Source organism: Micromonospora sp. LOL_023, from assembly GCF_048060115.1.
Taxonomy (GTDB): Bacteria; Actinomycetota; Actinomycetes; order Mycobacteriales; family Micromonosporaceae; genus Micromonospora_E.
On the sequence record NZ_JBHMIM010000006.1, the window covers coordinates 52,926 to 66,737 of the forward strand.

The 13,812-nt window shown below is 70.6% G+C and carries 11 protein-coding genes; 5 read left to right on the top strand and 6 right to left on the bottom strand.

The genetic code is table 11. From position 1 onward, the window contains the following. Window positions 1–82 precede the first annotated feature (82 nt). Window positions 83–1,303, bottom strand: a complete 1,221-nt coding sequence (locus ACFHVL_RS05055; protein ID WP_416625894.1) for a hypothetical protein — start codon at window positions 1,301–1,303, stop codon at window positions 83–85. 319 nt (window positions 1,304–1,622) lie between these two features. Between ACFHVL_RS05055 and ACFHVL_RS05060 the strand changes: the two genes are divergently transcribed. Beyond that, on the top strand, window positions 1,623–2,150 hold the full coding sequence (locus ACFHVL_RS05060) for a DinB family protein (protein WP_416625895.1): 528 nt from the start codon (window positions 1,623–1,625) through the stop codon (window positions 2,148–2,150). Between the two features lie 176 nt (window positions 2,151–2,326). Next, window positions 2,327–3,193: a S1 family peptidase gene (locus ACFHVL_RS05065; RefSeq protein WP_416625896.1), complete on the top strand. Its 867-nt coding sequence runs from the start codon at window positions 2,327–2,329 to the stop codon at window positions 3,191–3,193. Between the two features lie 15 nt (window positions 3,194–3,208). On the opposite strand, the gene ACFHVL_RS05070 is transcribed toward ACFHVL_RS05065, so the two are convergent. The 3 genes from ACFHVL_RS05070 to ACFHVL_RS05080 form a co-directional block, all read right to left on the bottom strand. Then, window positions 3,209–4,333, bottom strand: a complete 1,125-nt coding sequence (locus tag ACFHVL_RS05070) for an NAD(P)/FAD-dependent oxidoreductase (RefSeq protein ID WP_416625897.1) — start codon at window positions 4,331–4,333, stop codon at window positions 3,209–3,211. Between the two features lie 57 nt (window positions 4,334–4,390). Beyond that, complete coding sequence (locus ACFHVL_RS05075; RefSeq protein WP_416625898.1) at window positions 4,391–5,686, bottom strand: ferric reductase-like transmembrane domain-containing protein; 1,296 nt, start codon at window positions 5,684–5,686, stop codon at window positions 4,391–4,393. 332 nt (window positions 5,687–6,018) lie between these two features. Continuing rightward, window positions 6,019–7,305, bottom strand: a complete 1,287-nt coding sequence (locus ACFHVL_RS05080) for an adenylosuccinate synthase (protein ID WP_416625899.1) — start codon at window positions 7,303–7,305, stop codon at window positions 6,019–6,021. 128 nt (window positions 7,306–7,433) lie between these two features. On the opposite strand from ACFHVL_RS05080, the gene ACFHVL_RS05085 reads away from it, so the two are divergent. Both ACFHVL_RS05085 and ACFHVL_RS05090 read left to right on the top strand, forming a co-directional pair. Then, window positions 7,434–8,504 carry a hypothetical protein gene (locus ACFHVL_RS05085; RefSeq protein WP_416625974.1) on the top strand — a complete coding sequence of 357 codons (1,071 nt, stop codon included), beginning with the start codon at window positions 7,434–7,436 and terminating at the stop codon, window positions 8,502–8,504. 56 nt (window positions 8,505–8,560) lie between these two features. After that, complete coding sequence (locus tag ACFHVL_RS05090) at window positions 8,561–10,633, top strand: MinD/ParA family ATP-binding protein (RefSeq protein WP_416625900.1); 2,073 nt, start codon at window positions 8,561–8,563, stop codon at window positions 10,631–10,633. Window positions 10,634–10,681: 48 nt separating this feature from the next. Here ACFHVL_RS05090 and ACFHVL_RS05095 read toward each other — a convergent pair whose 3' ends face one another. Next, on the bottom strand, window positions 10,682–11,110 hold the full coding sequence (locus ACFHVL_RS05095) for a DUF3151 domain-containing protein (protein ID WP_416625901.1): 429 nt from the start codon (window positions 11,108–11,110) through the stop codon (window positions 10,682–10,684). A gap of 243 nt (window positions 11,111–11,353) precedes the next feature. Here ACFHVL_RS05095 and ACFHVL_RS05100 point away from each other — a divergent pair, with 243 nt between their 5' ends. Next, the gene (locus ACFHVL_RS05100) at window positions 11,354–12,631 is read left to right on the top strand and encodes an LOG family protein (RefSeq protein ID WP_416625902.1); all 1,278 of its coding nucleotides are present in this window, start codon (window positions 11,354–11,356) and stop codon (window positions 12,629–12,631) included. On the opposite strand, the gene ACFHVL_RS05105 is transcribed toward ACFHVL_RS05100, so the two are convergent. After that, window positions 12,590–13,693, bottom strand: coding sequence for a MerR family transcriptional regulator (locus tag ACFHVL_RS05105; RefSeq protein WP_416625975.1), 1,104 nt, complete (start codon window positions 13,691–13,693; stop codon window positions 12,590–12,592). The genes ACFHVL_RS05100 and ACFHVL_RS05105 overlap by 42 nt on opposite strands. Window positions 13,694–13,812: the final 119 nt, after the last annotated feature.

Genomic DNA, 13,812 nt, shown 5'->3' on the forward strand with positions numbered 1-13,812 from the left:
CGACCTGCACCACGTGCCTGGCGGCATCCTTTGCCGCCAGGCACGTGGCTGTGCAGAAGGAGTCGGTCCGGTCGACGATCGATCAGGACGGGAAGTACGAGTTGGTGGTGGCGCTGCTGTACGGGGAGTAGTTCCAGTAGTGATACATCAGGGGCAGCTGACCCCACTTGGACCGTACGTAGCTGCCGGTGCCGACCCAGATGCCGGAGTGGTCGTCACTGGCGTACGACAGCTTCATGTTGGAGAACCAGATGTACGGCGGGTGCCAGCGGGTGTAGCTGCCGTCCAGCCAGTACTGGTCGTCACCGGGGCTGTTCATCCACCGGTTGTTCGCGCTCGAGGTGCTGTACCAGGCGTACGAGTGGCAGTTGTACTTGCGCGAGGCGTTGCGTTCCCGGGTGGCCGACGGATAGTTGGTGGCCACGTAGTTGTTGCCGCTGGTGATCTGGGCGCTGGTCAGCTCAGACGTCATGGTGATCACCGAGACCGGGGTGCCGTTGGGGGTGTAGACGGTGCTGTAGTAGTCCAGCGTCCCGACGTCGTCGCGGACCGGGTGGGCGACGCTGGGGTCGGCCAGGTGTGCCCGTACCGCCGCGACGGTGGTCTCCACCGCGCCCGGCCGCATTTGCAGGCCTTCGCGCAGCAGTTCCGAGTGGGTCCAGTCCCAGTTCTCCCGGATCGCGAGGGCGCGGCCCAGCAGCACCGCGGTTGGTTCCAGGCCGGTCTGGCCGTACGTCTCGGCGTCGGTCCGCTTGGCCCGGTGCACGGCGAGGCCGACCCGCAGCAGTTCGTCGGACTGCGCCGGGGTCAGGGTGGCCAGCACCTGCGGCTGGGCGAGGACGGTCTCCAGTTTCCACGCGGTCATCACCCGGTCACCGGCGTCGCCGAGGGTTTCACCGTCGCGGGCAGCGACGTTCAGGGTCCGGTAGCGCTTGAGTAGTTCCGGGCCGGCGTCGGGGCGGCGCAGCAGTTCCTGCAGTCCGGTGAAGCGGGCGGTGACGGTCTCGAAGCCTTGTTGGACGCTGTTGAAGGCCAGCGCGTCGGGCAGCAGCGGGTACGCCAGGACGGCGTCGACCAGCACCGGGGTCCGCAGGGCGGCGGCGGTCTTGTCCGGCATCTGTACGGCGTCGACCATTTCCTGGTGGCTGCTCAGCGCGCGCCACTGCGCGGTGCCGGGCATCACCTGGTAGGTGAAGGGTCGATCGGCGGCCGACGCGGGGGTGCTGGGCGCGAGGGTGGCGACGAGCGCTGTGGCGACCGCCGCGACGAGGGCGCGCCGGGTGAGGCGGGCAGGACGGGTCATCCTTGATCCTCTCAACGAAGAATGCTGCCGGCACAATTGGCATCTTGAACAAAAGTGTTCAACGAGCCGATCCGGACAGCTTATCAAGATCGCTTCAGGAAGAGATGGTCGGGAATCCGAGCAGAATACAGTCAATGTCAACAACTCGTCACATCAGCTTTATCCGGTCGCCCACTTCAAGCCGTTGTCAACGGATTGTGCCCGTCGACGGAAAGCCATACGTCGAGGCGCGATGCGCACAATCGGACCAGGGCTCACATTCTCCGAACCGTCGGTGAATCTCTCAGCGCCTGCCGTCCAGCGCTGGCATGATCGTCCGATGTCATCCACCCGCCTGGAACTGCTGCGCTGGCAGTTCGATCTGACCTGGTCGCTGTTCGAGTACCACCTGGAGCGACTGGCCTCCGACGACTTCCTCGCCGAGCCGGCACCGGTCTGCTGGACGCTGCGGCCGTCCGACGACGGCAACTGGGTGCCGGACTGGGCCGACACGGAGCCGGATCCGGTCCCGGTGCCGACGATCGCCTGGCTCAGCTGGCACATCGGCTGGTGGTGGACCGTCGCGATCGACCACGTCGAAGGACGAACGCCACCTGACCGGACGAACATCCACTGGCCGGGCGGTGGCGAGCCGACCGTCAGCTGGCTACGGGAGCTGCGTACGAGCTGGACGGCACTGCTGGGCCGGCTCACCGACGCCGACCTGGACCGGCCCGTTGCCTATCCATGGCCCGCCGAGGCCGGGCTGAGCCTCGCCCACCTGGCCGGCTGGGTCAACGCGGAGCTGATGAAGAACGCCACGGAGATCGGCCAGCTCCGCATGATCCGGGCGGCGGGCTCGCCCTAGCCACTTCCTGACCGGCACGGGACATCACCCCGCCAGACAACTGTCTGCATTGTTTCTCAGATAGGTGATTGTCTAAGTAATTTTGCTGTGATAGCGCTTGCATCGACATCGACGAGCGACAAAACTGTCAACGATCTGGCAAGCCTGCGACTCCCAGCCCCATTCAGGAGGGAACAGTGCGGATCCGTAACATCTCGAGCAGGTCGGCGCGGCTGCTCGCAGTAGCAGTCGGCACGATCACCGCCGGCGTACTCGCCCTGCCATCCGCCGGGGCCGCCGCCCCCGCGGTCTACACCGCCAACGAACTCGCCACGGTAAGCGACCTGGTGGAAGCCTCCGGCGTCGAAGGCATCGCCTGGTACGTCGACAGCGCCTCCGGCCGCGTCGTGGTGACCGCCGACAGCAGCGTCTCGCGGGCCGAACTCGCGAAGGTCAGGCTGGCCGCTCGCGGGATGGCCAGCGCGATCCGGGTGGAGCGCACCTCGGGCGTGTTCACCCAACTGGTCTCGTCCGGCGACCCGATCTACGGCAGCGGCGGCCGTTGCTCGCTCGGATTCAACGTCGTCAGTGGCAGCACCTACTACTTCCTCACCGCCGGACACTGCGGCGAGGTGATCAGCACCTGGTACAGCAACTCCGCGCAGAGCAACCTGATCGGCCCGACCATCGACTACAGCTTCCCCGGCGACGACTACGGCCTGGTCCGCTACGACAACCCGGCGCAGAGCCACCCGGGCGGCTTCACCGTCGGCGACGCCTCCGTCGGACAGTCGGTGACCCGCACCGGCTCGACGACCGGCACCCACACAGGTACGGTCACCGGCCTCAACGCCCGGGTCCGCTATCTGGGCAGCGGAGTCGTGCGGGGTCTGATCCAGACCAACGTGTGCGCCGAGCCGGGCGACTCCGGTGGTCCGCTCTACTCCGGATCCACCGCGCTCGGCCTCACCTCTGGCGGCAGCGGCAACTGCCGGACCGGCGGCACGACCTTCTACCAGCCGGTCCGCGAGGCGGTCGACGCGTACGACGTCACCATCTACTGACGGTCGCCCAGAGCACTACGGACCATCAGCGACAGCGCCGGTCGGTGGGCTGCTCAGCCCGCCGGCCGGCGTTCGCCGGTTGACGAGCGTATCGACCACCTCGCCGACCTGCCGGTAGAAGTCCCGAGGCAGCTCCGGCGAGGCGGTGCCATGGCGGTCCAGCGCCTGACTCAGGGCACGGGCCTGTAGCGCCGCCGACGTCACCCCTTGGAAGTAGATCGGGTTGGCGCTGCGGATGGCGTCGCCGAGCACCAGGAACCCGGGCGGGATCCGGTCCAGCCGCTCCACGTGACGGCGCTGATCGGTGGGTATCCGACAGGTCCGCACCGGGCTCAGCGGTTGCGCCCGGGCGAGGACCTCGGCGATCGTGGGCGACGGAAGCGAACGGGCGAAGGCCTCGTACTCCGCCGGATCACTCGGCGGCACCTCCCCATGGCGGGCGCCAAGTGTGATCATCCACCGCTCGCCCTCCAGCGGCATCATGAGGCCCAGTCGATAGCCGCCGGTCAGATCGTCGAGCACGACCGCAGCCGTGCCGTCGAGGTCGTCCAGGCCGCGACCAACCACCTGCGACGCGTACGCCATGTCGATGCGCACGGCGGACATCTCCGGCGCGGGAAAGCCCAGTCGGGCCAACTGGTCTAGAAAGTAGGTGTTGCGCCCGGTGCAGGCGACGACCAGGTCGGCGTGGTGCGCGACGGCATCGACCCGGACGCCGGTGACCCGACCGTTCGTGACCACGGGCCCGTCCACCGCCGTCTGGTCGATGATGGACACGTTGCTGCGCTGCCGCAGCAGGCACTGCCGGATGGTGCCCTCCAGCAGCGGCTGGCTCATCGACATGGCGGGCAGACCGAGGTCGAGGCGCATCCGGTCGTCGCCGGTCGGCTGCCACACCGGGCCGGCGGCCGGCAGCGGGACCGCGCCGGCCGCGGCCAGCGCCCCGGCGAGCCCGGGGAACCAGCCGTCGAGAAGTCGCTGACCGGCTGCCAGCAGCAGATGGCTGTGCCGGGCCTGCGGCGCGCCGCGGCGCGCGACCGCGTCGCCGGGCAGCCGGTCCCGTTCCAGGACCGTCACCCGATCGACGTGGTCGCTGAGCACCCGGGCGGTGACCAGGCCGGCGACGCCGGACCCGATCACGATCGCGCTGGTGCTGTCTTTCCTGGCTGTCGACTGGCCCACTGAACGCCGGACCGGTCAGCCCAGGCCGAAACGTTCGGCGTGGATCTGCGCGTCGGGCACCCCGATGGCCCGTACGCTGTCGACCACGGCCGAGGTCAACGCCGGTGGCCCGCAGACGAACACCTCACGTTCGGTGATGTCCGGCACCAGTGCGTGCAGGTTCGCTGGGTCGAACGGCCGGTTGGGCGGCGAGCCCGCCCCGGTCCGGCCGGTCAGCAGGTGCAGTTGGGCACCCCGATCGGCCGCCAGGCCCTGCAGTTCGCCGAGCAGTACGGCGTCGGCCTCCTTGGCCGCCCGGTAGAGCACCACCGTGGAGCCGGTGGCTTCCTCCAGCAGGGCCCGGATCGGGGTGACGCCGACGCCGCCGGCGACCAACAGCGTCTTGTCCAGTTTGCGGTGCAGGTTGGTGAAGGCGCCGTACGGCCCTTCGATGAAGACCCGGTTGCCGACCTTCAGGTGCCGCAGCCCGGCGCTGGTCTTACCGGAGGCCTTCGCGGTCAACCGCAGTGAACGCCCGTCGGGCGCCGACGACAGCGAGAACGGGTTCGCCTGCCACCAGCGGTTGTGGCCGGGGAAGCGCCAGATGCAGAACTGGCCGGCGCGAGCCGGCAGTCGGTCCAGGTGCCGCCCGGTGACGTGCACCGACACCACGTTGTCGGCCTCAGGGACCACAGCGGCCACCCGGAACTGGTGGTACGCGTTGCGCCACAGCGGCACGACGGCCCGGTTGACGATCAGGGAGCCGATCACCAGCGCCCACAGCGTCCACCAGTAGATGGTGGCCGGGGTGGACGAGAAGGTGGTGGCTTCCATGAACTGGTGGACCAGGCCGGCGAGCAGCGCCAGGTAGATGAGCACGTGCATCGCATGCCAGGCCTCGTACGGCAGGCGCCGGCGCACGTACCGGATGGAGACGCCGACCACGACGATCATGATGCCGGCGGCGATCATCCCGAGCAGGGAGGCGAGCACCCCGGCCAGACTGAGAAACGTCTCACCGAAGCCCATGTCGTAGAGGGTGGCGTAGCCGGTGATGACCGAGGTCGCGTGCAGCATCACGGTCCAGAACAGGCCGAACCCGAGCCAGCGGTGCCAGGCGGTGAGCCGGTCCATCCCGAGCCGCCGGTCCAGCCAGGGGATCCGGGCCACCAGCGTCAACTGCAGCATCATGATCATGGCCGCGTGCAGGCCGAAGAACTTGGCGACCGTCAGCACCGAGTTCTTTCCCTGGCCGTACGCGAAGAAGGAGACTTCGAGAATCAACAGGTTGACCAGCACCACACCGACCAGCGTCCAGCGCGCCAGTGTCATCGGTGGGATTCCGGTCGGGGGGGTCGGGGGGGTGGTGGCTGCCATCGAGCGTCTCGCTCGGGTCGGATCGCCGTACAACCGGCTCACTGCCTTGCTCCCTGCTATCCGCTAACATCGATCAAGTTCGAAAAGGTGTCCCGCCGTCGACGTTGGTGCTAGCCGAAGGACATCTGGGACCGGATCGGATCATCGAGCGGGCAGCGCGGCCATACTTGGTGAAACTCTGAGGATTTGCTGAGGAACCAGCATCCGGGCGCGCCGCAGACATGTCCAAAGACGGACAACACCTGCGACGCGCTCACTCTGGGCGAAATCAGACAGAGTTGTACGGATCAGAGCAGGTCGTGGCGTACCACGTTCTCCTCACGGCCCGGACCGACGCCGACCACGCTGACCCGTGCGCGGCACAGCTCCTCGATGCGGGCGATGTACCGGCGAGCGTTCACCGGCAGCTCTTCCTCGGTGCGGGCCTTGGTGATGTCCTCCCACCAGCCGTCGTGCTCCTCGTAGATCGGCTTGGCGTGGTGGAACCCGGTCTGCGTCATCGGCATGTCGTCGAAACGCTCGCCGTCGATCTCGTAGCCGACACAGATCGGCACCTTCGCCAGGCCGGTGAGCACGTCGAGCTTGGTGACCACCAGGTCGGTCACCCCGTTGAGCCGTACGGCGTACCGGCCGACGACCGCGTCGAACCAGCCGCAGCGGCGTTCCCGACCGGTGGTGGTGCCGTACTCGACGCCGATCTTGCGCAGGTGCTCGCCGTTGGCGTCGAACAGCTCGGTCGGGAACGGGCCGGAGCCGACCCGGGTGGTGTACGCCTTGGTCACCGCGATCACCTTGGCGATCGCGGTCGGCGGGATGCCGGTGCCCACACAGGCACCGCCGGAGGTCGGGTTGGACGAGGTCACGAACGGATAGGTGCCGTGGTCCATGTCCAGCATGGTGGCCTGGGCGCCTTCGAGCAGCACGGTCTCGCCCCGGTCCAGGGCGTCCCAGAGGATCGCCCGGGTCTCGGCGATGTGCGGGCGCAGCCGTTCGGCGTACTCGAGGTACTCCTCGACCACCGCGTCGAGGTCGAGAGCCTTGCGGTTGTAGACCTTGAACAGGATCTGGTTCTTCTCCCGCAGCGCCAACTCCAGCTTCTTGCGCAGGATGCCGGGGTCGAGCAGGTCCTGGACCCGGATGCCCATCCGGGCCACCTTGTCGCCGTACGCCGGCCCGATGCCACGGCCGGTCGTGCCGATCTTCGCCGACCCGAGGTAGCGCTCGACCACCCGGTCCAGGGCACGGTGGTGCGGCATGATCAGATGCGCGTCACCGGAGATCCGCAGCCGGGAGACGTCGACGCCACGTTCGGCGAGTCCGTCGATCTCGGTCAGCAGCACCTTCGGGTCGACCACGACCCCGTTCCCAATGATGATCATCGCGTTCGGGGAGAGGGCACCGGAGGGCATCAGGTGCAGGGCGTACTTCTGCCCGTCCGGCGTGATGACGGTGTGTCCGGCGTTGTTGCCACCGGAGAACCGCACCACGTAGTGGACCCGCTCACCGAGCAGGTCGGTAACCTTGCCCTTGCCCTCGTCACCCCATTGCGCGCCGAGCAGCACGATCGCTGGCATCTTGTGTAACCCGCCTCCATGGGGCTCGGGTGCCAGGTGGCGACCGCGTGGCGAGCCCGAGGAGTCAGGCTAACAAGGGTCACGATCCGGGTGGACGTGGCCGCGAGGATCAGCAGGAGGCGGCGACGGTGTACGACGTGGTGCTGCTGACGCTCGGCAGCCAACCGAACGCGGGCTGCGACGGCATCTGCGGCGCCGGCTGCGGCCCGGCTGCCGATGCGAACAAGCCCGACCGCCCCGAACCGGACTCCACCGACACGGCTGCCTGCGCCGAGCCGGCCCGGGTGCCGGTGCTCGCCTGCCGGGACGCGCTGGTCGCGGCCGGCGCCCGGGTCGAGACGGTCACCGCCCGCTCGGACCGGGAGATCGACGAGGTGATCGCCCGACTGGACGGACCGGCCCGGCCGGACGGCCTGACCTGGCCGGACGACGACGGCAAGACCCGGCTGATCGTCGCCGCCGCGACCGACGGGCAGCTGCGGGCGGTACTGCGCCGGATGGTACGTCGCTACGCCCCGCCGCCGAGCCGACGGCCGGCCGACCTGGCCGGCGACCGGACCCTGCCCGACCTGCCGGCGCTCGGGGTCCTGCCACTCGACCCGGCCGGCCTGCCCGGCACGACGAGGTCGGCGGCGGACAGCGGGACCACCCTGGCCACCGATCTGGTCGGCCGGCTCGGGCTGCCCCGGGAACCGGCCGCGGTCGCCGACGCGGTCGTCGACGGACGGGTACGGCGGCTGGATCTCCTGCGTACCGATGGGGGTTCGGTGACCTTGGACGGCGCGTTGCTGGGCGGAGCCGACGAGCGCGACCACCCGCTACCCTGGCGCGGGCGGATCGAAGTCGATGACGCCGTGTTGAGTGCCGGCAACGACCCGCTGCTGGCCTGTGTGGTGGCCAACGCCGACGGGTACGCCCGACTGGCCGAGGTCGAGCTGGTGGCCCGGGCGGACCCGTCCGACGGGATACTGGAGGTGGCCGTCGCGGTGCCGGTGGTGACCAGGTCGTGGTGGCGTGGCGACCGGGTACGCATCGAGGTTCGCCGGGCCCGGGGACGGGCGGCGGCGGTCACCCCACGCGATGGCGAACTACCGTTCGTCGACGACGGGGTGATGGGCTCATTGTCCCGGAAACGGTCCTGGTGGGTGGAACCGGGTGCCTGGGCCGTGTACACGCTTGGACCTGGTATGCGACGCTAAGTAGCGACTGACCTGCACATCCTCGGGCGAGCGCGGGGGCGAGGAGGGGAGTAGCAGTGCACGAGCAGACCGATCCGGCGCGGATGACCGGCAACGGCGGCGCGACGGCCGAGGAACCGTTCTGGCCGCCGGACGAGATCGTCGCCACTTCCCACAGTGATCGGACGATCTCGGTGCCACTCGTGCCGCCGCCAGCGACGGTGCCGGCGGGTGCCGGGCCGGCCACGCCGGGCGGGCCAACCGCGCCGGGCGGGCCAACCGCGCCGGGCGGGCCAACCGCGCCGGGCGGGCCACCGGCCGAGCCTCTTGCCGCCGGCCGCGACCCCGGGTTGCCGCAGTCGCCGGTCTCCCCGTGGGCGCAGCCACCACGACGGCTGACGACCCGCGCCCCAGGCGCCCCCGACGACGACGAGCCGGACCAACGAGGCACGCTGCCCCCGGCACCGCGGCGCTCCCCGGAGCAGCCGGCACCGGCCGCCGGTCCGACAGCGGCACAGTCCGCTGGCCGGCCCCATCCGACACCGCCCCGCCCTGGGCCGACCCATCCCAGTTCGCCGCATCCCGGGCCGAACCGGCCGGCTCCCCCGCCGGGCCAGACCCCGACGCCACCGCCACCGCCACCGGGCCCCGGCCGGCCGGCTCGGCCCGCTGACCTCGTCCCGGGTCAGCCCGGCGACATCGCATCTGTTCAGCCCACCGATCCGTGGGCCCCGCCGGCCGATGCCGGGGCGCATCCGCCAGCGACCGGCTGGGACGACTGGACGCCGACGGATGACGGTGGCTGGTCGCCGCCGCAGCCCGCGCCGGGACCGCACCAGCAGGCCGGGACGTACCAGCAGGTGGGTCCGGGCGTCACCGAGCTACCCCGGCAACCGTACGAGGAGGTGCCCGGCGTACACCGGATGCCGGCACCACCCACGCCCGCCGGTCCCGGCGCCGCCTACCCGGTGCCGCCAGGTGTACTGGGCCCGGGTGCCGACCACGTTGCGCACCAACCGACGCCAAACCAACAGCCGACACCGCCGCACCCAGCCGGACCGACGCCGTACACCACCGGACCCGCCCCGCACCCAGCCGGACCGACGCCGTACACCACCGGACCGACGCCCTACACCGCCGGGCCGACGCCGTACCCGGCCGGGCCGACGCCGTACACCGCCGGGCCGGACGCGCCAGCCGGCTGGCCCGACGACTCGTTCGTGCCGACCGCGGAGGAGTTCGCGCAGCGGCGCGCGACCAAGCCGGCGAACCCGCTCGCGTCGATGGGCATGCGGGCCGCACTCAACCGCACCACGCTCGGCCTGGTGAAGCTGCCGCCCGCGCAGTACGAGCAGGAGATCCGTCGGGACATCGAGATGGTACGGCGCAACTTCGGTGGGCTGCGGCAGGTGACCGTGGTCAACCCGAAGGGCGGCGCCGGTAAGACGGTCGCCATCCTGATGCTGGCCATGACGTTCGGGCAGAAGCGTGGCGGCTACGTGCTCGCCTGGGACAACAACGAGACGCAGGGCACCCTGGGCATGCGCGCCCAGCAGGACTTCCACTCCCGCACGGTGCGCGACATGCTCCGTGACCTGCGCCAGTTCCAGGGGGCCCACGGCCGGGTCGGTGACCTGTCGCAGTACGTCCGGGCGCAGGGCGAGGGCATGTTCGACGTACTCGCCTCGGACGAGTCGGCCACCGCCGGTGAGATGCTCACCGCCGCCGCGTTCGCCGAGATCCGCGAGGTCGTCAGCCGCTTCTACAAATTGATCTTCGTGGACACCGGCAACAACGTCCGCGCCCAGAACTGGCAGGCGGCGATCGACGCCACCGACCAGCTCGTGGTGACCATGTCCGCGCGCAACGACTCCGCCGAGCCGGCCGCCCGGATGCTCGACCATCTGGAGCAGACCGGCCGGCAACGGCTGGTCCGACAGGCGGTCACGGTGATCTCCATGCCGCCGTCCCGCCGGGAGATCGACCTGGAACCGATCCAGCGGCACTTCGCCGCCCGGACCCGCACGGTCCTGCTCGCGCCGTACGAACGGATCATCGACAGCGGCGAACCGATCCGGTACGGGCAGCTGTCCTCGACCTTCCGTCAGGCCTGGCTCAAGATCGGTGCCGCGGTGTCGGAAGGGCTGTGACCCGGCCGAGCAGCGCCTCGGCCGGGTCGGATCAGGTGGATCGAAGGCTCAGCTGCCGGCCAGGGCGTCCCCGGCGGCCGGGTCGCAGTCGCGCAGGAACTGGGCGCACCGCGCCGCCTCGTCGGACTCGCCGATCTCCCCGGCCGCCCGCGACAGCAGGTGAAGGCAGGCAAGGAAACCCTGGTTCGGCCGGTGGGACCAGGGCACCGGGCCATGGCCCTTCCAACCGCTGCGGCGCAGCTGGTCCAGCCCGCGGTGGTACCCGGTCCGCGCGTACGCGTACGCGGTGACGACCGCGCCCTTGGCGAACGCACGCTGGGCAAGCACCGCCCACGCCCGACTGTAGGTGGGGTGACGACCGGTGGCGGCGGCGTACGCCTCATCGGTATCCACCTGGGCGGCCTCGGCGAGCGCCGCTTCGGCCTGCTCGTCGCCGGGAAGCAAAGTGGCCGGCGGCTCGGGCAACAGGTTCTGCATTCGGCCCATTCAACCCGGATTTGCCGCAGCGTGGTGTCTGAACGGATGAGTCCTTCGTCACGCGTGCGGTGGGTGTGCGACGAGCACTACTCGACTAGAAATAGAGGTCCGGAGCCTCCCCAGGACCCGGTTTGGAAGCCCGGTGGCCTCGTGCCACCGGGCTTCGCCATGTCCAGGGCCGGGCGCCGACCAAGAAACCAACCGGACACTCAGCCGTTTGCGGCGACAGGAGAAAATGTCCAGGTGCCCACGCCACCCCCCGCAGAACTACTCGAACCGTACGACACGACGCCGTACGAAGTAGAATCCCGCGCCGAGCTGGACCGCCACCTGGCCGCCGGCAGCCTCGCCGGGCTGACCGTGCAGGGCCTGCAGTTCGACGTGCCACCGGTACCCGACCTGAGCGACGTCGACCTCGCCGACGCCCTCTTCCTCGGCTGCTCGTTCCCGTCCGCGCAGGCCGAGGCCGACCTGGTCCGGCGCGGCGCGCACGTGGTGCCGCCGTTCGCCGCGCTGCCGTACCCCAGTCATCCGCCCCGGCTCTACACCCCCGCGGACCTCGCCGCCGGGTTCGCCGAGCACGGCCCCGACGGCATGTACGACAACCTGGTCTACCAGCACTTCCGGCAACACGGCGGTGCCCTGCCGGAGATCCGGGAGGCGCTGGCCCAACGGCTGCACGACCACGCCATCGACAACGCGCTCGCCGACACCACCCGGGCCTGGATCGACGCGTACGGGCCGGCCTCGGTGATCGGGGTGATGGGCGGGCACGCCGTGCTGCGCGGCACCTCGGCGTACCGGCTGGCCGCCATGCTCGGCTGGGAGCTGACCCGGGCCGGACGCCTGGTCGTCACCGGCGGCGGGCCGGGCGTGATGGAGGCCGCCAACCTCGGCGCCTACCTGAGCGGTCACGACGCCGAGGACCTGGCTGCCGCCATCGACCTGCTCGCCACCGCGCCGGACTACGCCGACCAGCGGCCGTACACCGCCGCGGCGCTGGCGGTCCGCGACCGCTATGGCGCCGACCCCCACGCCGACGACCCGCCCGCCGAGTCCGCCGCCGGCACCGGCACCGGTGACGGGCTCGACTGGGCGCGGGCCGGCGGGCTGGCCATCCCCACCTGGCTGTACGGGCACGAACCAGCGAATCTGTTCGCCGGCCGGATCGCCAAGTACTTCTGCAACGCCGTCCGGGAGGACACCATCCTGCGGCTGACCCGGGGCGGGATCGTCTTCGCGCCCGGCCGCGCCGGCACCGTACAGGAGGTCTTCCAGGCGGCGACGAAGACGTTCTACGGCACCGACGGTGCCAGCGGCCCGTACGTCTTCCTCGACCGTGCCTTCTGGACCGAGACGCTACCGGTGCAGACCGTGCTGGGGCCGCTGCTGGCGCTGTCCCCGGCTGGCGACCTGTCCCCGCTGATCCGACTCACCGACGACGTTCACGAGGCGGTCGAGCTGCTCACCGCCACCCCGCTACCGCCGGTCGTGCCCGCCCAGGCCACCAGGTCCGGCTGAGCGCGGCACGACCTCGACGACCGCGCAGGCGACGTTGTCCGGGGCACCCGCCCGGTACGCGAGGTCGATCACCACGCGTACCGTCTGCGCCGGATCATGCCCGGCGCTGACGGCGGTGGCCAGGGCGGCGTCCGGCACGACCGCCCAGACACCGTCCGAGCAGAGCAGAAACCGGTCGTACGCGACCAGCGAATGCGTCGCGTACGCCGGCCGGACGCTGCCGGTGCCGTCCAGTGCCTGGGTCAGTAGCGCCCGCTGCCGATGGGTCTGGGCGAGCGCCGGGTCGAGCCGACCCTCGTCGACCAGGCTCTGCACGTAGCTGTCGTCGCGGGTGAGCTGGACCAGTTCGCCGCCCCGGCACCGGTACGCCCGGGTGTCGCCGACGTGCACCAGGGCGAGCCGGTCGCCGACAGCCAGCAACGCGGTCAGGGTGCTGATCGGCGCCTTGCCTGTCTGAGCCCGCACCTGGCCCACCGCGTCGTCGGCCGCGCGGGCCAACGCAGCGCCGGTCACCTGAGCCGGATCGGTGCCGAGCCGCGCCAGCGCACTGATCACCGCAGCGCTCGCCGCCGCCCCGCCCGGCCCGGCGGCACCGTCGGCGACGGCCACCAGCCGGCCTGCGGCGTACGCCTGATCCTCGTTGCTGGTCCGCACCCTGCCGATGTCGGTCCGGGCGGCGCTGTGCAGCTCGAACCCGGATTGTTGGTCGGTCATCGTCGTTCTCCCCTTCTGGAGTTCGTCGACGAGGCTGGTCACGAGTCGTTGCCTGGCCGCCACATCGGCCTGGGTGGCCGACCACCAGTCGGATATCTCCCCGGCGACGGTCGCCGGGTCGTCCGGCCAGTGCGCGCAGACCTGCCGGATCCGGCGTAGCGGCATGCCGCTACGCCGCAACGTGGCCACCAACCTGGCCAACTCCAGCTGCTCCGGGTCGTAGTACCGGTAGCCGGAGTCCGGGTCGACCGCTGCCGGTCGCAGCAGTCCCAGGTCGGAGTAGATCCGCAGGGCCTTGACGGTCAGTCCGGCCGCTCGGGCGAACACGCCGATGGTGAGCAGCCGCATCGTGCCCTCCTCGTGCCGGCCGTCGTCGACCGGCACGACCCATGCTGCGGCCGGCCCCAAGGTCCGGGTCAAGCAGCCGGGCGTACGGTGCCGAGCCACCGAGTCAGGAACGGCAGCGA

Coding starts and splice junctions, on each gene's coding strand:
- ACFHVL_RS05055 (WP_416625894.1), bottom strand. CDS start 1,303: ATGACCCGTCCTGCCCGCCTCACCCGGCGCGCCCTCGTCGCGGCGGTC.
- ACFHVL_RS05060 (WP_416625895.1), top strand. CDS start 1,623: ATGTCATCCACCCGCCTGGAACTGCTGCGCTGGCAGTTCGATCTGACC.
- ACFHVL_RS05075 (WP_416625898.1), bottom strand. CDS start 5,686: ATGACACTGGCGCGCTGGACGCTGGTCGGTGTGGTGCTGGTCAACCTG.
- ACFHVL_RS05080 (WP_416625899.1), bottom strand. CDS start 7,305: ATGCCAGCGATCGTGCTGCTCGGCGCGCAATGGGGTGACGAGGGCAAG.
- ACFHVL_RS05095 (WP_416625901.1), bottom strand. CDS start 11,110: ATGCAGAACCTGTTGCCCGAGCCGCCGGCCACTTTGCTTCCCGGCGAC.
- ACFHVL_RS05105 (WP_416625975.1), bottom strand. CDS start 13,693: ATGCGGCTGCTCACCATCGGCGTGTTCGCCCGAGCGGCCGGACTGACC.